The following is a 17,139-nucleotide window of genomic DNA, read 5'->3' on the forward strand; positions in this document are numbered from 1 at the left end:
CTTCTAAAGGAGACAGAACAATGATGACATTAGGCGTTCATTCCGAAGTCGGTCGGCTCCGCGAAGTGATGGTCCACCGGCCGGACCTCAGCCTGCGCCGGCTCACGCCCGACAATTGCAAAGCCCTGCTTTTCGACGACGTGCTTTGGGTCAAGCGGGCGCGGCAAGAACATGACGTGTTCGTCGATGCGCTGAGAGAGCGAGGCGTGCTGGTCCATTCGTTCGGCGAACTGCTTGCCGAGACGATGGACAATGCCGACGCAAGGCGATGGCTGCTCGAACGGCGGATCAAGCCACCGGCCGTCGGCGAAGACACGATGGTCGAACTGCAGGCCTGGCTCAACGAGATGCCGTCCGAACAGCTTTCGACCTATCTCGTCGGCGGCATCTCCCGCGCCGAGCTTCCGTTCAAACCCATGGGGTTGAGCGGAAGAACACTCGCCCCCGAAGACTTCATCCTGCCACCACTGCCCAACCAACTCTTCACGCGCGACAGTTCCTGCTGGATTTATGGCAGCGTATCGGTCAACTCAATGTATTGGCAGGCGCGGCGGCCGGAAGCCGCCAATGTGGAAGCGGTCTATCGCTTCCACCCGCGCTTCCAGAACCGCGGCTTCCCGATCTTCTCGGCAGACAACAAGGAAGCGCCGAGCCTCGAAGGCGGCGATGTCATGCCGGTCGGCAACGGTGTCGTACTCATTGGCATGGGCGAACGGACGACACCTCAGGCAGTCAGCGCGCTCGCCACGCGGTTGTTTGACGGCGGGCTCGCGACCCGCGTGATCGCGGCGCTTATGCCGCGTGATCGCAGCTTTATGCATCTCGACACCGTCTTCACCTTCTGCGACCGTGATCTTGTGACCATGTATCCGCCGGTCGTCGATCGCCTGCGCAGCTTCTCCCTGCGCCCGGGGGAAGTCGAAGGAGTGGTGGATATCCGCGAGGAAAATGCGCCGTTCACCGAGGTCGTGGCCGCGGCAATGGGTCTCCGGAGCCTGCGCATCGTCCAGACCGGGGGCGACCGGTATGAGGCCGAACGGGAGCAATGGGACGATGGCAACAATGTCGCCGCCATCGAGCCCGGCGTCGTCATCGGTTACGACCGCAACGTCTATACAAACACGCTTCTGCGCCGCCAGGGCGTTGAAGTCATCACCATCGAAGGTGCCGAACTCAGCCGCGGCCGCGGCGGCGGGCATTGCATGACCTGCCCTCTCGTTCGCGACGCCGCTTAGAAAGGTCTTTGACATGCCGATCAATCTTCACGGCAGGAGCGTCTTGTCGCTCGACGATATTTCGTCCGATGAAATCCGCTTCCTGCTGCGCATGGCCGCGGACCTCAAGGCCGCCAAGCTGGGCGGTTTTGAAAAACCGCGCCTGACGCGCAAGAATATCGCGCTGATCTTCGAGAAAGACTCCACCCGCACCCGGAGCGGGTTCGAAGTGGCTGCCTACGACCAAGGCGCCCATGTCACCTATCTAGGCCCTTCCGGCAGCCATATCGGTCACAAGGAATCCGTCAAGGATACGGCGCGCGTGCTCGGCCGCATGTATGATGCGATCGAGTTCCGCGGGTTCGAACAGTCCGCCGTGGAGGAGCTTGCCCGGTATTCCGGTGTCCCCGTCTATAACGGCCTGACTGATATATGGCATCCGACGCAGGTACTCGCGGATTTCATGACCATGCGGGAGTTTACCCACAAGCACCTCTCCGATGTGGCCCTGGCCTTCGTCGGTGACGGCCAGGACAATGTAGCCCTGTCGCTTGCGCTCGGTGCCACCAAGGTAGGGATCGATTTCCGGCTCGTCTCCCCACGGGAGCTTTGGCCGGAACGGACATTCATCGAACATGTCAACGCTGAAGCTGCAAAGGCCGGCGGCCGGTTCGAACTCACATCTGATGTCGCTACGGGCGTGAAGGGCGCCGATTTTGTCTATACCGACGTGTGGCTGTCCATGGGCGAGGACGAAAGCGCCTGGAAAGAGCGTATCGATCTGCTCTCGCCCTTCCGCGTGACGCACCAGGTGATGGAGGCGACCGGCAATCCGTACAGCAAGTTCATGCATTGCCTTCCCGCGTTCCACGATACCGGCACGGAGGTCGGCAGGCAAATCTCCGAGAAATACGGCATAGACTGCATGGAAGTCACGGACGAAGTCTTCGAATCCAGGGCCTCCATCGTCTTCGATCAGGCCGAGAACCGCATGCATTCCATCAAGGCGCTGCTTGTGGCGACGATTGGAGGTTGAGATGCTGATCGTTGCGGCTCTCGGAGGGAACGCGCTCCTGCGTCGGGGCGAACCGCTGACTGCGGAAAACCAGCGCGCCAACGTCAAACGGGCAGCGGCAGCGCTGGCCGAACTGATCAAGGCGGGGCATTCACTGGTCATCACCCACGGAAATGGTCCGCAGGTCGGGCTTCTGGCCCTTGAAACAGCCGGCCCTGACGGTGCCGGCCTGCCGCTCGACGTCCTTGGCGCCGAGACAGAAGGCATGATCGGCTACATGATCGAGCAGGAACTCGCCGGCACCATGAAAGGCCGTCGTTTCGGCACGCTGCTGACCCTCGTCAAGGTGAACGCCAATGATCCTGCCTTCCAGAAGCCGACGAAATTCATCGGCCCTGTCTATCCCGCTGAGATCGCGCGAAAACTCGCCACCGAGCGCGGCTGGAAGATTGCACCAGATGGGGAGAGGTGGCGGCGCGTCGTAGCCTCGCCGGTGCCGCAAGCCATCATGGAAGCGGATGTTATTTCCCTCCTCGTCAGGGAGGGTGTAACGGTGATCTGCACAGGGGGCGGCGGAATCCCGGTGGTGGATCTGCCGGACGGAGGTCTCACAGGTATCGAAGCCGTCATCGACAAGGACGCCGCCAGCGCCCTCCTCGCCGAGCAGCTCGACGCCGACATGCTGCTTCTGCTGACGGACGTAGACGCCGTCTATGCGGATTTCGGCAAGCCCAGCGCACATCCGCTGGCGAATATCGATCCATCCGCCGTGAACGAGGAACAGTTTCCGGCGGGATCGATGCGGCCGAAGATTGCCGCGGCAGCCCGTTTTTCGAGAGACGGCGAGCGGCACGCCGCGATCGGCCGACTCGAAGACGCGACGGCGATCGTGGCGGGCGCGAAGGGAACAGCCTTTTCCGTCGAACCGCGCTAGACGGCTTTGTAAGGGGAAATACAGGCGCGATACTCCAAGGCCGGCAGCAACCGTTGTCAATCGGACTGTCGCCGCGAAACTGCGCGAATATGCCGACCTTCTCGTCCAACAAGGCGAAAGCGGTTTTCGCGCGCGTGCATTTCATCAGGCTGCCGACGTGTGAATCAGCATCGTGAGGTAACCCCATCAGCACGCGTAATTACAAAGGTTTATCGTGCGTATCGGCATCGGAACCCTTGCCAATTTACGGGTATTTGCCCAAAGCCGCCGTCAGGCTGGCACAAAAGACATCTGCGACACTTCGCAGCCCGGATTCCCGGCCGCCTAGTGGGAAAACGCCATTACAGCGAGCGACATCAGATGCGTCTCGCGCACGCATTGTCCGAACTCGTGCGTTCCACCGACGAGACACTCGAAGCTAACATTCCTCTTGCGACCATTCACCGAAGCAGACTGTCGCATAGCTTCGACCCAAGCCAGAGCCCGCGCAAGTCTGGTCCGCCCCTGGGACGTTTCGATTAGTCTCGATCGCCGTAGCGCCTGGTCATGCCGCGTATCCAGACTACCGACGGCGACGGTGACCGCGACATTCATGGCGGCCGCAACGTCGAATGTTGCCGGTGCGCCGGTGCCGATGCCATAAGGGTAGCGCAATGCCGTCGTTGGCATCGTGTACCATCCTGCCGCCACCGCCAGGACGGAAGAGACGCGATCCGGGTAGAAAAGGGCATAGCGATGTGCCATTTGGGCACCACCGGAAAAACCAAACAGAGAGATCTTCGCGACATTCAATCCCGAGATCAGGCTCAGGTGCTCCAGCAAATTGCCAAGGGCAATATCCGAGCGCATCTGTCCAGGCTTTGCCCGCAATTGTTGATACTGACCGAACCTTCCCGCCTCAAACAGCGGTGCGACGATAGTGTGGTCCCGAAACGCCGGGTGCGCAGCGAAGCGGCTGGCCATTTCCGCAGCGTTGCGAGAAATGCCATGGATAACAAGCAGGACTGGCCCCATTGGACTGCCTTGTGCCAGAAAGTAACCGGGTATTGCCGGACCGGACGGCGGGCAATAGGTTATGGTTCGATTGGTCGACAAGATTTCAATCTCCAGCATCGACGTTGGGGTGGCTACCACCTTCAAGAAGCTGACGGATTCTGTGCAAGGCGACATGACCGGCAGCAAACGCCTGTAGTGCACGCGAAAATTCGACGATGCGTGACGATAGGAAACCGAGCAAGGTCAACGCTCCAGCCAAAGCCGTGGTGTCGAAAGGTTGGCCTTGGGCGGACAAGGTAACCAAGATGAGACTGGCCAGCAGTCCGGAGCTCATGGCGATAGCGTCCATCAACCCCGTGATCCGCGCCCTTGCTACGGCACAAGACGCCAGTTGCCCACTTCGTTCCGCAAACGTCTTGCGGCCGTGACCGCCTGGATTGTTGTCGCCGACTTCTATGCGGATGCGACGAAGAACAAAGCGCGTCAGGCGCCCTCTCGCCCGACGCTGCATGACGATGGCTTCTCCAAGTGTGCGATGTAGAATTCCGATGGCCACCATCGCGAGGCCGATCGGAAGCAGAGTTGCGGCCAATTGCGGAGATGAGATAACAAACCAGGCGCTGCTGATTGCGAGTGCTACTGTCGAGGTCAACATCCGGACTGGGCCGTTAGTGGCCCAATTCCGCAAGGCTGTGAGATCGCTCACGAAGGATGTCAACCACCGGCTTTCCGGTGTGCCCCTTGCGGAATGGATGGTCGCCTCAAACAACTGTGAGCGGATGGCGGTAATGTAGGATTGCGCCAACAATTCCCCCGACCAACGTTCACCCAAGGTGCTTACGCCTGCGAGAAACGCCAGGATGACGATCAGCCAAACCAATAAGATAAGCGTTTGGCCATCACTTTGCAGCGCTCTAGTAATGGTCTCTGCGGAGGCGGCCACCGATGCGGCCTGAGCGATCGCGATGGCCAATGTCAACGTTAGCAACAACCATCGAGATCGGTCGAAGAGGCCAACCGGTCTCACGCCGCCGCCCCTTGGCTAAGGCTGCCGGCAAAGACGATTTTCGTGACTTCGACGGCATCACTCAGCGCCGCTTTGGTGACAACGGGCATGCCGATCAAGCGTTCGGCTTCCAGGCAGGCAAGAGGGGAAGCCGAAAGGAGGCCCGACACAGCCAGAGGGGTAATTTTACGCTCCTTCAGCCAGTCGACACCGAAACCGGCGCCCATCGCATCGGCCGCCGCGAACACAATCCGCGAAACCAACCACTCGTCTGAGCGACGTCGATGAGTGCTGCAGTTTCGCGTTGCAATAAGCCGTCAGCGATTTCGACGACGCCGATCTCAGCGCCGTGTTCACCCAGCTTGCCGATGAGGCGACGGGCAATGGTCTCAAGTTGTTGGGCATGTAGATCGGCTGTCGATGCGTGTCCGGCATCAGTAAAATCGACGGCCGCTATCGCTCCGGCGTCGAGCATCGTCCAAAGGTCTCCGCCGGAACCAGTGCCAGTCAGCTTCGCCGCGCCAACGCGGAACCCCGCACTGGTTAGTCCACGCACAAGAGATGCAGCGGTCGTCGTCTTGCCGGCATTCATGGAGCTACCGACGACGGCTATGATAGTGGCAGGACGAACCGCTTCACATTGTGAAAAAGCAACATAGTCAGCAAGGTTCAGAATAGTCCCGTCTTGCCTGGTCAGAAGGCCGATTGGCTCGATCCGTGTCGGCGCTTTCATCTTGGTATGCTTCGACATCATTTCCGATGCGATGCCACCAGCGGCAACGAGTGCGCAATCGCTCAGGTCGGAAGGAACGCGAGATTCGAATTGATCGGGCGCGTAGCGATGACCGTAGGAAACCAGGATTTCATCGCCGACGTAGAGGAGGACGCGACGACCCTCCATATTCTCGAGTCGTTCATGCTGGCCGATCGATGTAATGCGCGCCAACAGTAGATCTCCCGGCTTCGGTGCAATACCGTCTCGCGTGAGCTGGGCAGCGTCGTCCACGCGAACATGACGCGTGGTAAAGGCACGTTTGGCGCGCACAAGCCGAGCACGCAAGCGGTCGTTTCTCGACAGTCCATCATGGACATCATCTTCTGGGAGCATTGGATCGCCTCCTATGTTGACTGCCTCAGAAGAACGTGAAATCCAAACATTTATTCCGCTCAGCACATAGGCATTTGTATGAAGGTTTCATGATGGCACGCTGGAGGGTTTTGTGGAGTGATGATGTGGACGCCTCCACTCCGCGACAGAGACCGTGGATATCGGTTTCCAGCTACCTTGCCGCGACTATAACGGCATGCCCGCTAAGATTATTCCAACCACCGAACTGCCCGACGGTCACGGTTTCTTAGGTTCTAACCGGCACGCCGCCCCAGCAAACCACTGGAGGGAAGAAGGCGAAATGGCAGTCGCGAATCGTTGATGACTGGCTGGGCCGTACAAGACCGCGCCCCGGTTATTCTGAGGAATCCGGCCTACAGGCGGAAAAACAAATGCAGAACGCACGCAGACATGCTATAGCGCGTGTGCTGACCACCGCTATAGAGAGAAATGAAATGACGGCAAGCAAAGCCAGCCGGAAATATATTGATTGAAAAGAAGCGGCGCGAGGGGCAACCCTTGCTGACTTGGCCCAAGAATTCGAGGTCTCCCAAGGGACAATCAGTCAAATACTGGCCAAGCAGGAGCGGAATCGTCGCACCATACAGCGCCGTCTCAATGCGCCTGTTTAGATGGGATATTCGGCTGGCGTCCCCTCTAGTAGCCCGGCGACGGGCTGGACGATCGCGACCAGCACTTCGCGACCACTCACAATACCATGTCTATGGACGAATGGCGCGAAACCTTTGGCCGGATCTATTCCGAAGCCATCGCCAAGGGCGTACAGGTGGTTATGTCCGGGCATATCACCTTGCCCGCCTATACCGCCGAACTCGGATCGTCCGCACGCAGTTCCTCGCATATGCCAGCAACGCTGAACTTCGACCTGACGACCACGCTCCTGCGGGATGAGCTCGGTTTCAACGGCTTGGTGGTTTCCGACGCAAGCGGCATGGTCGGCTTCAATGCCCGCGGGACGCGGCGCGAACTCGTGCCGCTCTGCATCGCGGCCGGCTGCGACATCCTGCTTCTGCCGGACGATCTCGATAATGATATCAGCTATCTCCGGCAAGGCCTCGAAACAGGCATCCTGACACAGGCGCGCGTCGATGAAGCCGTGCTGCGTATATTGGGCCTGAAGGCATCGATCAAGCTCCACAAGACGAGAGGCCGCCTGCCTGCAGAGCCGGACCGCGTTCGGTTCCTGGGTGGCGCTGAACATGCCGAGTGGTCCAGTTCGGCGGCACAAGCCGGAATTACGCTGGTCAAGGATACGCAAGCCCTGCTGCCACTCGATCCCGTCCGGCACCGGCGCGTTCTTCTGTCGCAACTCGACGGGCGGAAGAGCCCTTCCGGTCCGCTACCGCAGTTGCAGGTGGCTGACCTCCTGCGCCAACGGGGCTTCGAAGTGACGCTCCATCGCAGGAGCGAAGCTATCGATCCGGCGGCCCATGATGTCGGCATGTACGTTCTTGCCGAGGAAGGTGTTTCAGCCAAGGAAGACCTCGGGCCGCACTGAGAGGATCTGCACGGATTCTTTCCGCATTCGATGGAGCGGCTCTGGGATTATCTCCCGACGGTATACGTTTCGCTCGGCACGCCCTTCCTGCTCTACCACATGCCGGAATGCAAAACCTTCGTGAACGGCTATGCCGCCGTTCTGCCTGTGCAGAAGGCACTCGTGAAGGCGCTGATTGGCGAAATCCCCTTCGCGGGAAAGAGCCCGGTCGATCCTACCTGCGGCCTGGCGGAGGCATTGTTCTGACCTGTCCGAGGGTGAGGTCATTGTTCCAGCCTTCCATTCAGCTTGAACGCTAGTTTACTAAATATATTTTCGCAGCGGAGCTAAGGCCTGTGGTGACCGAAGCCCATCAGATCAGCCAGCTCGGCGACAAATCTCGACGAAAACCCGGGTTTTCGCACGGCGAGCCTTTTGTAGGCCGAAAACACCTTCCCGGCAGGGCCGGGATCGTCGTTCGCTGCGATGAGCAGCACAGCGTCGCGCAGCGCCGTCTCGTTCTCGGTTCGGCCGATCAGGCGCACCGCGGCCGTAGCGCATTTCAGGGCCTGTCGGGATCGCCAGCAGCCGGCCCAGACCGGATCTGAACGCACGAGATCGTCAAGTGATTTCAAGGCGATGCCGCCGGCAAAGGAGGCGTCAGCTTCCGCGAAATCGCGTCCGCGCGTCGCCGCCCATTCGGGCTGGCGCGGCGTCCAGGTCAGGGGCATCGGAGACGGCGTGACGGGCGAATCCATGCCGTAGACCATAAATCATATGTGCGGTTTAAGCCAACATAATTGCACCTAACCGCACATCATGTCTGCGGGTACAAACGTCCGATAATCTTGCAGTGGTCCTTCGTGTTTTGAGACGTTGTCTCACTCCAGGAAATAACTGACTGCTTGACGATCTCCTGCGCGCCGTTGTCCTCCTCCCCATGCCCTCATCCGGAGGCAGGTGTGGCCCGACCCCTGATAAGCAGTACCAGGGATGCACCGAGCGCGATCAGTACCGCCAGGATGTAAAGGCCCGTGCTGGGCTCGCCCGTCAGGTCCTTGACCAGCCCGATGAGGTAGGGTGCCAGGAAGCCGGCCAGATTGCCGAGCGAACTGACCAGCGCGATACCGGCGACTGCGTCGCGCCCCGACAGGAACATGGGCGGGATCTGCCAGAACATCGGCAGGGCCGTGGCTCCTCCCATCGTCGCCAGGCTGAGGAACAGCACGACCATGACCGTGCTGCCGGTAAACAGGCCCGTCCCGATGAAACCGGCGGTCGCCATGAGCAACGGCACGACCAGATGCCAGCGGCGCTCGTTCATGCGGTCGGCGGACATGCCGCACAGGACCATGAAGAAGCACGACAGCAGCCAGGGGATGGCGGTCAGGAAGCCGACGGTCGTCTCGCTGCCGACGCCGCTGTCGGCGATGATGCCCGGCGTCCAGAAATTCAGCGTGTTGATCACCAGCATCACGGCGAAATAGATGCCGAACAGCAGGAGGAGCTTGGGATCGAGGATGAATTTCGCAAAGGAGATGCTGGCCTTGGACGCCTCTTCCCGCTGCAGTTCGGCGCCGAGCCGGCGTTTCTCCTCCGCCGTCAGCCAGGACACGTCGGTGAACCGGTTGGGCAGCCGCCACAGCACGATCAGGCCCAGCAGCACGACGGGGGCACCTTCGAGCAGGAACATCCACTGCCAGCCGTGAAAACCGGCCCAGCCATGCGTATGCTCGATGATCCAGCCGGATATGGGAGCGCCCAGTACGCTGGCCAGCGGCACGGCGAGCGTGAACATGGCGGTGACATTGCCGCGGCGGCGCGCCGGAAACCAGCTGTTGATATAGATGAGGATGCCGGGGAAGAAGCCGGCCTCCGCCATGCCGAGAAGGAAGCGGACGGCGTAGAACTCGTAGTGGTTCGAAACGAAAAGGGTGCTCACCGACAGCAAGCCCCAGAGCACCATGATGACGGCGATCCAGCGCCTCGGCCCGAAACGCGCAAGCAGCATGTTGCTCGGCACGCCGAACAGCATGTAGGCGATGAAGAACAGGCCCGCTCCCGCGCCGTACATGGTGTTCGACATGCCGATATCGGCCATCATCGTGGTCCTGGCGAAGCCGACATTGACGCGATCCAGATGGGCGAAGACGTAACATACGAGAAGCAGCGGCATGAGCCGCCAGGTGACCCGGCGCAAGACCTGATTGTCGAGAGGTTGCGTGGAAAGGGGTTCGGTGGATGTTGTCATGGCAATATCAGCACACAGGAATAAGAGAGAGGAAAACAGGAAAGCGGGCGGGCTCAGGCACCTCGCCGGAAGCCGGCCCGCGCAGGCACCACTGCCGATGCCGGTGGCAATCGCCGCATCCTGCAAAGGACCGGGAACCGTGCTTCAGTTCTTTGATTCTGGAGCCGGCCGGCCGCAATCTCGATGAAGCTGCGGCGAAGCCTGCGCCTGCATCAGGCCGGAAAGGCCGGTCCGGCCTTCCGGGATGCGGGCACGGGGCGGTGCCCGATGTCGGGCCGCCCGTGTGACCTCAAAGCGAGTTGCCGAGCTTGAAACCCTGCTCCGCATCCCCCTTGCGGGTGTAGGAGAAACCATCCGCGCCGATGGTGGCGGCCATTTCGCTGCGGTCCGAACGCTCGGTCACCGGCTGCGGGTTTCCATCCAGGTCGAGCACGAGAGAGGCTTCGGTATACCAGCTCGGCACGACCGGATTGCCCCACCAGTCGCGGCGCTGGTTGTCGTGCACGTCCCAGCTCACCACCGGATTGTCGGGATCGCCGGTATAGTAATCCTGCGTATAAATCTCGACGCGGTGCCCATCGGGGTCGCGCAGGTAGAGATAGAAGGCGTTGGAGACGCCGTGGCGGCCCGGCCCGCGCTCGATCAGGTCGGATTTGCGCAGCGCGCCAAGCTTGTCGCAGATCGCCAGGATATTGTGCTTTTCATGGGTGGAGAAAGCGAGATGGTGCATGCGCGGACCGTTGCCGCCGGTCATCGCCGTATCGTGCACGGTCGGCTTGCGACGCATCCAGGCGGCATAGACCACGCCGTCGCCGTCGCGAATATCCTCGGTGACGCGGAAGCCGAGGCCCTCGATATACTTGACCGCGCTCGGCACGTCGGGCGTGACCTGGTTGAAATGGTCCAGACGCACGAGCGCGCCGGGCGTGTAGAGATCGTAACGCCAGGCCAGCCGGTCGACATGCTCGACATCATGGAAGAATTCGTAGGGGAAACCCAGAGGGTCCTCGACCCGCACCGAATCGCCGATGCCCTTGACGAAACCCTCTGCACGGCGCTCGGTGCGGCAACCCAGCGCCTTGAAATAGGCTTCGGCGCGGTCGACGTCTTCCGGCGCGCGGACGCGGAAGGAAAAGGCCGCGACCGCCGCAATCGACCCCTGGCGCAGCACGACGTTGTGATGGATGAATTCCTCGAGCGTGCGCAGATAAACGGTGTTCTCATCCTCGGCTGTCACGGTCAGGCCGAGAACGTCGACGTAGAATTCGCGCGACGCCTTCAGGTCGGTGACCTGAATTTCCATATAGGCGCAACGCAGAATGTCCGGAACGGGAACATCCGGTGCGGGAACGAGCTTGCGGGTCATTGTCAGGAATCTCCTCACTCAATCAGAAGTCTTGGTCTTGTTAAAAGTGGAACGGAAGCCGGGCGCCGCGGGGCGATCGCTCCCTCCGCGGCCGCTCAGTAAACCTTCGCCGCAGCTTGGCCGGAGGCGGCTTTCGCAGCCTTGAAATCGGCGAGCAGCTTCGTCGTCGCATTGGCGAACAGCGTCACATCGTTGCCGATCGCCACGAAAGTCGCGCCCAGTTCGACATAACGTTTGGCAAGCGCCAGGTCGCCGATCAGGATGCCGGCCGCCTTGCCATACGACTGGATCTTCAGGAGCGCCTTTTCCACCTCCGCCTGCACTTCCGGCGCGCCCGGCCTGCCGAGATAGCCCATGTCGGCGGCCAGATCGGCCGGACCGATGAACACGCCATCGACGCCATCGACCGAGGCGATCCCGTCGAGCGCTTCAAGCCCCGCCCGGCTTTCGATCTGCAGCAGGAGGCAGATCTCGTCGTTTGCCGTCTCGAGATAATCCGGTATGCGGTTGAAGCGGGAGGCGCGGGCGAGCGCCGCACCGACGCCGCGGACGCCGTGCGGCGGATAGCGGACCGCCTTCACCATGGCCTCGGCCAGTTCGCGGCTGTCGACCATCGGGACCAGCAGCGTTTGCGCGCCGATATCCAGCAATTGCTTGACGATGACGGTGTCGCCGACCGGTGGGCGGATGACCGGATGGCTCGCCGAACCCTTCATCGCCTGCAATTGCGCCATCAGGAGCGGAATGTCGTTCGGCGCATGCTCGGCATCGAGCAGCAGCCAGTCGTAACCGGCATCCGCCGATATTTCGACCGTGTAGGGATTGGCGAGCGCCTGCCAGAAGCCGATCTGGGCGCGCTTTTCCTTCAGGGCTTGTTTAAAGGTATTCTTCGGAGCCGGCATCGTTCTCCTCCTCACGCGAAAAAGAGGCTGACCGAGCCGTAAGGCCCGAAATCGCCGACGATGGTGTCGCCGTGGCGCGCCTCGATGGGGCGGATGAAGGAGCCGGCAAGCACCACCTGCCCTGCCTCGATGCCGTCGCCATACTGCGCCAGACGATTGGCGAGCCAGGCGACGCCGCGCGCCGGCTGGTTGAGCACTCCGGCGCCGAGCCCGGTTTCCTCCACCTCGGCGTTGCGGGAGACGATCGCCCCCATCCAGCGCATGTCGATCTGGTCCGGACGAACAGCTCGGCCGCCGGTTACAATGCCGGCATTGGCGGCATTGTCCGAGATCGTGTCGAACACATTGCGCGCCTTCTTCGTTTCAGGGTCGACGCGCAGGATGCGCGTGTCGAGGATTTCCAGCGCCGGCGTCACATAGTCAGTGGCGTTCAGCACGTCGAACACGGTCACGCCCGGCCCCTTCAGCGGCGCCTTCATCACGAAGGCGATTTCCGCCTCGATGCGCGGCTGGATGAAGCGATCCGCCGGCACGGTCGCGCCGTCTTCGAAGACCATGTCGTCGAACAGCACGCCGGAATCCGGGATGTCGATGTTCAGCGCGTACTGCATCGCCTTGGAAGTGAGGCCGATCTTCCAGCCTATCACCTTGCGGCCGGCGGCGATCTTCTTCTTCACCCACGCGCCCTGGATCGCATAGGCGTCGTCCATGGCGATATCCGGGTGCTTCAGCGACAGGAGCCCGGTCTGGACGCGGCTGCGTTCGGCTTCGTCCAGGCTGGCGGCGGCGGCTTCGATCTGGTCCGCGGTCAGCATGTCAGATCACCTCGTCGGCAATGGTGTTGCGCAAGGTGCCGATGCCGTCGGCCTCGACTTCCACGACATCGCCCGGCTTCAGCCAGATCGGCGGATCGAAGCGCGCACCGGCCCCGGTCGGCGTACCGCAGACGATCACGTCGCCCGGCACCAGCGTGGTGAAGGTGGAGATGTAATTGATGATCTTGCGGAAGGAGAAGATCATCCGGCTGGTGCGGTCGCTCTGGCGCACCTCGCCGTTGACGCGGGTTTCCAGCTTGATGTCCGCGATCTGGCTCTCGTCGGTGAACGGCACGAGCCACGGGCCGATCGAGCCGGAGGCGTCGAAATTCTTGCCCTGCGTGACGTTGAACTTGGCGTGGCGCACCCAGTCGCGCAGCGTACCCTCGTTGCTGAGCGTCAATGCCGCAATGTGCGAAAGCGCCTCGGTTTCAGGAATGCGACGGCCACCCTTGCCGATGACGATGACGATCTCGCCCTCGTAATCGAGCTGATGGCTTTCCCGGGGGCGGATCAGCGGCCGGTCGTGACCGGTGAAGGAGCGCGGGAAACGGATGAACAGCGAAGGGTTCGACGGCGCCGCCTGTCCGTCCTTGTATTCCTCGTTGCGATCCGGGAAATTCACGCCGACGCAGATGATCTTCTCCGGGGCGGGGATCGGGATTTCATAGGCGATGTCGCTCACCGGAAAATCCGGCTGATGGTCGGCGACGGCCTCGACAAGCTCGTTGAAGGCATTGGCCTTGACCACTTCTCCCAAGGTCGGGTAACGCGCGCCGAAACGGGCGGACAGGTCGATCACACCATCGCCGACAATCAGGCCGTAGCCCTGGCGTTTGCCGGTGGTGAAGCTCGCGAATCTGGGGCGGGACATCCTCAATCTCCTTATTCCACGCCGCCGAGGCAGACGTATTTGATCTCGATGAAGTCATCGATGCCGTATTTCGAGCCCTCGCGGCCGAGCCCGGAAGACTTGACGCCGCCGAAAGGCGCTTCCGCCGTCGAAATCAGCCCGGTATTGACCCCGACCATGCCGTATTCCAGCGCCTCCGCCACGCGGAACACGCGGGCGAGATCCTTCGCGTAGAAATAGGAGGCGAGGCCGAATTCGGTGTCGTTGGCCTTGGCGATCACATCCGCCTCGTCCTTGAAACGGAAGAGCGGCGCGACCGGGCCGAAGGTCTCTTCCGTCGCCACCGCCATGTCCTGCGTCACGTTGGCAAGGACGGTCGCCTCGTAGAAAGTGCCGCCCAGCGCATGGCGCCGGCCGCCCTGGATGACGGTCGCGCCCTTCGACAGGGCGTCGGCGACATGTTCCTCGACCTTTTTCAGCGCCGGCTCGTCGATCAGCGGGCCGAGAACGACGCCCTCGTCGAAACCATTGCCGGTCTTCAGGGTGCCGACGGCCCTGGAAAGCTTCTCGGCGAAGGCGTCGTAGACGCCGTCCTGCACGTAGAGCCGGTTGGCGCAGACGCAGGTCTGACCGTTATTGCGGAACTTGGCGATCAGCGCGCCCTCGACGGCGGCGTCCAGATCGGCATCGTCGAAGACGATAAAGGGCGCATTGCCGCCGAGTTCCAGCCCGAGCTTCTTGATGGTCGGGGCGGACTGGCGGTAAAGCTCGGCACCCACTTCGGTCGAGCCGGTGAAGGTCAGCTTGCGGACGACGGGATTGGACGTCATCTCCGCGCCGATCTCGCGGGCCGAGCCGGTGACGACGGAAAACAGCCCCTTGGGCAGGCCGGCGCGTTCGCCGAGAACGCCGAGCGCAATGGCGGAGAACGGCGTCTGGGCGGCGGGTTTCAGCACCATGGCGCAGCCGGCGGCGAGCGCCGGCCCGGCCTTGCGGGTGATCATGGCATTGGGAAAGTTCCATGGCGTGATCGCCGCCACCACCCCGATCGGCTGCTTCATCACTAGGATACGCTTGTCCCTCTGGTGGCCGGGGATGATGTCTCCGTAGACGCGGCGCGCTTCTTCCGCGAACCATTCGATGAAACTTGCGCCATAGGCAATCTCGCCCTTCGCCTCGGCGAGCGGCTTGCCCTGCTCCAGCGTCAGGATGCGGCCGAGGTCGTCCTGGTTTTCCATCATCAGCTCGAACCACCGGCGCAGGACGACGCTGCGCTCCCTGGCGGTGCGGGCGGCCCATTCCCTCTGCGCGAGTTCCGCCGCAGCGATGGCCTTGTGCGTCTCGGCAGCGCCGAGCTTCGGCACGCGGCCAATCACTTCACCGGTGGCCGGGTTCGTCACCGCGATGCCGTCTTCGCCGGCATCGATCCATTCTCCGGCAACGAGCGCCGCCTGCCGCAGCAATGTCGGGTCCTTCAGCGGCATGATCCGCCTCCTCCTCGCGAGCCGGGCGCGAACCACCCGACGAATGCCTGTTGCGTTCAGTCGATAGCCGCGCTGCCGGGGCAGCGCGGCGGAAACCCCTGCGGGCAATCAGCCTCCGAGCTTCGGAATGGCGTGCGCCGTCGTCGCGAAGGCGATGTTCTTCGTTTCCATGTAGAAATCGAAGGACCAGTCGCCGCCGTCACGGCCGATGCCGGAGCTTTTGACGCCGCCGAACGGCGTCGGCAGATGGCGAACATTCTCCGAATTCACCCAGATCATGCCGGCTTCCAGCGCATCGGTGAAGCGCAGGGCGCGGGTCACGTCGGAAGTCCAGAGATAGCCGGTCAGGCCGTACTGCACGTCGTTGGCGATCTTCAATGCCTCAGCCTCGTCGGTGAAGGGGATGGCGGTCAGGACCGGGCCGAAAATCTCCTCCTGGGCGATCCGCATGCCGTTGTTGGCGCCGGTGAACAGCGTCGGCGAGACGTAGCAGCCGCCACCCGGACCATCGAACTTCGCGCCGCCGGCGGCAACCGTCGCGCCTTCCGACTTGCCGATGGCGATATATTCCAGCACCTTCTCTTCATGCACCGGATGGACGAGCGGGCCGATCACCGTTTCCGGATCGAGCGGATGGCCGATCTTGATGCGCTTCGCCTTTTCCGCCACCAGCGCGGTGAACCTGTCGTAGATGTCGGCCTCGACCAGAAGGCGCGAGGACGAGGTGCAGCGCTCGCCGTTCAGCGAATAGATCATGAAGACGGCGGCGTCGGCCGCCCGCTCCAGATCGGCATCGGCGAAGACGATCACCGGGTTCTTGCCACCGAGTTCGAAATGAACGCGCTTCAGCGTGTCGGCGCCCTGCCTCATGATCAGCGAACCGGTGCGGCTTTCGCCGACGAAGCCGATCGCCTTGATCAGCGGATGCTCCGTCAGCGACTTGCCGGCATCCTCGCCAAGACCGTTGACCAGGTTCCACACGCCCTTGGGAAGGCCGGCTTCCTCGGCGACCTCCACCAGCAGGCGGGCCGTCAGCGGCGAGAATTCCGCCGGCTTGTGGACGATGGTGCAGCCGGCGGCGAGCGCCGGGGCGATCTTCCAGGTGGACAGCATGAAAGGCGTGTTCCACGGGGTGATGATGCCGACCGGACCGATGGGCGCGCGGGTCGTCAGGTTCACTTGGCCCTTCATGCGCAGGCTCCTGCCGTCTCGGGCCTCCGGCGCGCGGTCGGCGAAGAAACGGAAATTTTCCGCGCCGCGCAGAGCCGCCTTGGCCATGAACTTCAGCGACTGCCCGGTATCCATGCATTCGACGAAGGCGATCTCCTCGGCGCGGGCCTCGATGGCATCGGCGATCTTGTGCAGCAGCGCCTTGCGGGCATCGCCATCCAGCGCCGCCCAGACGGGAAACGCGGCGCGGGCGGCCTTGGCGGCGAGATCGATATCGGCGGCCTTGCCGTGAGCGACCTGGGCGAGCGGCTTCAGATCGACCGGCGAGATGGTTTCGAACGTCGCTCCGTCGAGCGCCGGAACCGCCTCGCCGTTGATATGGTTCAGGACGCCCCGCTCCGCGAAGCGGGCAAGGTAACCCTTCGCCTTCTGGATGTTTTCCTCAAGCTTGGACATGGTATCTCCATTTCTTGCGAGACAGCGGCAAGGCCGGAGGCCCACCACCCGTCGCGCGCTCAATCTTCCTG

17 protein-coding genes are annotated in these 17,139 nt (G+C 62.1%); 5 read left to right on the forward strand and 12 right to left on the reverse strand.

The features are described from left to right. Positions 1 to 20 precede the first annotated feature (20 nt). The 3 genes from ACFFP0_RS17285 to ACFFP0_RS17295 are packed head-to-tail and all read left to right on the forward strand — an operon-like array spanning position 21 to position 3,163. Positions 21 to 1,235 (forward strand): arginine deiminase, encoded by a 1,215-nt coding sequence (locus tag ACFFP0_RS17285; RefSeq protein ID WP_377263213.1) that lies wholly within the window; start codon positions 21 to 23, stop codon positions 1,233 to 1,235. Positions 1,236 to 1,248: 13 nt separating this feature from the next. Continuing rightward, positions 1,249 to 2,250, forward strand: a complete 1,002-nt coding sequence (gene argF / locus ACFFP0_RS17290; RefSeq protein WP_377263214.1) for an ornithine carbamoyltransferase — start codon at positions 1,249 to 1,251, stop codon at positions 2,248 to 2,250. Between the two features lies 1 nt (position 2,251). Continuing rightward, complete coding sequence (locus tag ACFFP0_RS17295; RefSeq protein WP_377263215.1) at positions 2,252 to 3,163, forward strand: carbamate kinase; 912 nt, start codon at positions 2,252 to 2,254, stop codon at positions 3,161 to 3,163. Positions 3,164 to 3,487: 324 nt separating this feature from the next. On the opposite strand, the gene ACFFP0_RS17300 is transcribed toward ACFFP0_RS17295, so the two are convergent. From ACFFP0_RS17300 to ACFFP0_RS17315, 4 genes are read right to left on the reverse strand one after another with little or no spacing between them, the layout of a single operon-like run. Then, positions 3,488 to 4,276, reverse strand: coding sequence for a dienelactone hydrolase family protein (locus tag ACFFP0_RS17300; protein ID WP_377263216.1), 789 nt, complete (start codon positions 4,274 to 4,276; stop codon positions 3,488 to 3,490). Continuing rightward, complete coding sequence (locus ACFFP0_RS17305) at positions 4,263 to 5,138, reverse strand: ABC transporter transmembrane domain-containing protein (RefSeq protein WP_377263217.1); 876 nt, start codon at positions 5,136 to 5,138, stop codon at positions 4,263 to 4,265. Before ACFFP0_RS17305 ends, ACFFP0_RS17300 begins: the two co-directional genes overlap by 14 nt. A 44-nt stretch (positions 5,139 to 5,182) precedes the next feature. Further along, entirely contained in the window at positions 5,183 to 5,392 is a 210-nt protein-coding gene (locus ACFFP0_RS17310) for a hypothetical protein (RefSeq protein WP_377263219.1), read from the reverse strand. Continuing rightward, a complete protein-coding gene (locus ACFFP0_RS17315) occupies positions 5,362 to 6,273 on the reverse strand; it encodes a hypothetical protein (protein ID WP_377263220.1) in 912 nt (303 codons plus the stop codon). Before ACFFP0_RS17315 ends, ACFFP0_RS17310 begins: the two co-directional genes overlap by 31 nt. A gap of 676 nt (positions 6,274 to 6,949) precedes the next feature. On the opposite strand from ACFFP0_RS17315, the gene ACFFP0_RS17320 reads away from it, so the two are divergent. Next, positions 6,950 to 7,792, forward strand: coding sequence for a glycoside hydrolase family 3 N-terminal domain-containing protein (locus ACFFP0_RS17320; protein WP_377263325.1), 843 nt, complete (start codon positions 6,950 to 6,952; stop codon positions 7,790 to 7,792). A 30-nt stretch (positions 7,793 to 7,822) separates the two neighbouring features. Beyond that, complete coding sequence (locus ACFFP0_RS17325; protein WP_377263221.1) at positions 7,823 to 8,038, forward strand: hypothetical protein; 216 nt, start codon at positions 7,823 to 7,825, stop codon at positions 8,036 to 8,038. A gap of 80 nt (positions 8,039 to 8,118) precedes the next feature. Here ACFFP0_RS17325 and ACFFP0_RS17330 read toward each other — a convergent pair whose 3' ends face one another. The 8 genes from ACFFP0_RS17330 to hpaE all read right to left on the reverse strand — a co-directional run bounded on the left by ACFFP0_RS17330 (position 8,119) and on the right by hpaE (position 17,068). After that, positions 8,119 to 8,529: a DUF1403 family protein gene (locus tag ACFFP0_RS17330; RefSeq protein WP_377263222.1), complete on the reverse strand. Its 411-nt coding sequence runs from the start codon at positions 8,527 to 8,529 to the stop codon at positions 8,119 to 8,121. A 188-nt stretch (positions 8,530 to 8,717) separates the two neighbouring features. Further along, positions 8,718 to 10,022 (reverse strand): MFS transporter, encoded by a 1,305-nt coding sequence (locus ACFFP0_RS17335; RefSeq protein ID WP_377263223.1) that lies wholly within the window; start codon positions 10,020 to 10,022, stop codon positions 8,718 to 8,720. A 289-nt stretch (positions 10,023 to 10,311) separates the two neighbouring features. Beyond that, complete coding sequence (gene hpaD / locus ACFFP0_RS17340; protein ID WP_377263224.1) at positions 10,312 to 11,388, reverse strand: 3,4-dihydroxyphenylacetate 2,3-dioxygenase; 1,077 nt, start codon at positions 11,386 to 11,388, stop codon at positions 10,312 to 10,314. Between the two features lie 95 nt (positions 11,389 to 11,483). After that, on the reverse strand, positions 11,484 to 12,290 hold the full coding sequence (hpaI, locus tag ACFFP0_RS17345) for a 4-hydroxy-2-oxoheptanedioate aldolase (protein WP_377263226.1): 807 nt from the start codon (positions 12,288 to 12,290) through the stop codon (positions 11,484 to 11,486). Between the two features lie 11 nt (positions 12,291 to 12,301). Beyond that, a complete protein-coding gene (gene hpaH, locus ACFFP0_RS17350; RefSeq protein WP_377263227.1) occupies positions 12,302 to 13,105 on the reverse strand; it encodes a 2-oxo-hept-4-ene-1,7-dioate hydratase in 804 nt (267 codons plus the stop codon). Between the two features lies 1 nt (position 13,106). Further along, entirely contained in the window at positions 13,107 to 13,979 is an 873-nt protein-coding gene (locus ACFFP0_RS17355) for a fumarylacetoacetate hydrolase family protein (protein ID WP_377263229.1), read from the reverse strand. An 11-nt stretch (positions 13,980 to 13,990) separates the two neighbouring features. Next, positions 13,991 to 15,442 carry an NADP-dependent succinate-semialdehyde dehydrogenase gene (gabD, locus tag ACFFP0_RS17360; RefSeq protein ID WP_377263230.1) on the reverse strand — a complete coding sequence of 484 codons (1,452 nt, stop codon included), beginning with the start codon at positions 15,440 to 15,442 and terminating at the stop codon, positions 13,991 to 13,993. Positions 15,443 to 15,550: 108 nt separating this feature from the next. Next, positions 15,551 to 17,068 (reverse strand): 5-carboxymethyl-2-hydroxymuconate semialdehyde dehydrogenase, encoded by a 1,518-nt coding sequence (hpaE, locus tag ACFFP0_RS17365; protein ID WP_377263231.1) that lies wholly within the window; start codon positions 17,066 to 17,068, stop codon positions 15,551 to 15,553. Between the last annotated feature and the right edge of the window lie 71 nt (positions 17,069 to 17,139).

The organism is Neorhizobium puerariae (genome assembly GCF_042429745.1).
In the GTDB taxonomy this organism is placed as follows: domain Bacteria; phylum Pseudomonadota; class Alphaproteobacteria; order Rhizobiales; family Rhizobiaceae; genus Neorhizobium; species Neorhizobium puerariae.

What these genes read in the sequence shown, in the direction of transcription:
- ACFFP0_RS17295 (WP_377263215.1), top strand. Translation starts at nt 2,252, where the DNA reads ATGCTGATCGTTGCGGCTCTCGGAGGGAACGCGCTCCTGCGTCGGGGC.
- ACFFP0_RS17335 (WP_377263223.1), bottom strand. Translation starts at nt 10,022, where the DNA reads ATGACAACATCCACCGAACCCCTTTCCACGCAACCTCTCGACAATCAG.
- gabD (WP_377263230.1), bottom strand. Translation starts at nt 15,442, where the DNA reads ATGCCGCTGAAGGACCCGACATTGCTGCGGCAGGCGGCGCTCGTTGCC.
- ACFFP0_RS17330 (WP_377263222.1), bottom strand. Translation starts at nt 8,529, where the DNA reads ATGGATTCGCCCGTCACGCCGTCTCCGATGCCCCTGACCTGGACGCCG.
- hpaI (WP_377263226.1), bottom strand. Translation starts at nt 12,290, where the DNA reads ATGCCGGCTCCGAAGAATACCTTTAAACAAGCCCTGAAGGAAAAGCGC.
- ACFFP0_RS17310 (WP_377263219.1), bottom strand. Translation starts at nt 5,392, where the DNA reads ATGGGCGCCGGTTTCGGTGTCGACTGGCTGAAGGAGCGTAAAATTACC.
- ACFFP0_RS17285 (WP_377263213.1), top strand. Translation starts at nt 21, where the DNA reads ATGATGACATTAGGCGTTCATTCCGAAGTCGGTCGGCTCCGCGAAGTG.
- hpaH (WP_377263227.1), bottom strand. Translation starts at nt 13,105, where the DNA reads ATGCTGACCGCGGACCAGATCGAAGCCGCCGCCGCCAGCCTGGACGAA.
- argF (WP_377263214.1), top strand. Translation starts at nt 1,249, where the DNA reads ATGCCGATCAATCTTCACGGCAGGAGCGTCTTGTCGCTCGACGATATT.
- hpaE (WP_377263231.1), bottom strand. Translation starts at nt 17,068, where the DNA reads ATGTCCAAGCTTGAGGAAAACATCCAGAAGGCGAAGGGTTACCTTGCC.
- ACFFP0_RS17325 (WP_377263221.1), top strand. Translation starts at nt 7,823, where the DNA reads ATGGAGCGGCTCTGGGATTATCTCCCGACGGTATACGTTTCGCTCGGC.
- hpaD (WP_377263224.1), bottom strand. Translation starts at nt 11,388, where the DNA reads ATGACCCGCAAGCTCGTTCCCGCACCGGATGTTCCCGTTCCGGACATT.
- ACFFP0_RS17315 (WP_377263220.1), bottom strand. Translation starts at nt 6,273, where the DNA reads ATGCTCCCAGAAGATGATGTCCATGATGGACTGTCGAGAAACGACCGC.
- ACFFP0_RS17355 (WP_377263229.1), bottom strand. Translation starts at nt 13,979, where the DNA reads ATGTCCCGCCCCAGATTCGCGAGCTTCACCACCGGCAAACGCCAGGGC.
- ACFFP0_RS17300 (WP_377263216.1), bottom strand. Translation starts at nt 4,276, where the DNA reads ATGCTGGAGATTGAAATCTTGTCGACCAATCGAACCATAACCTATTGC.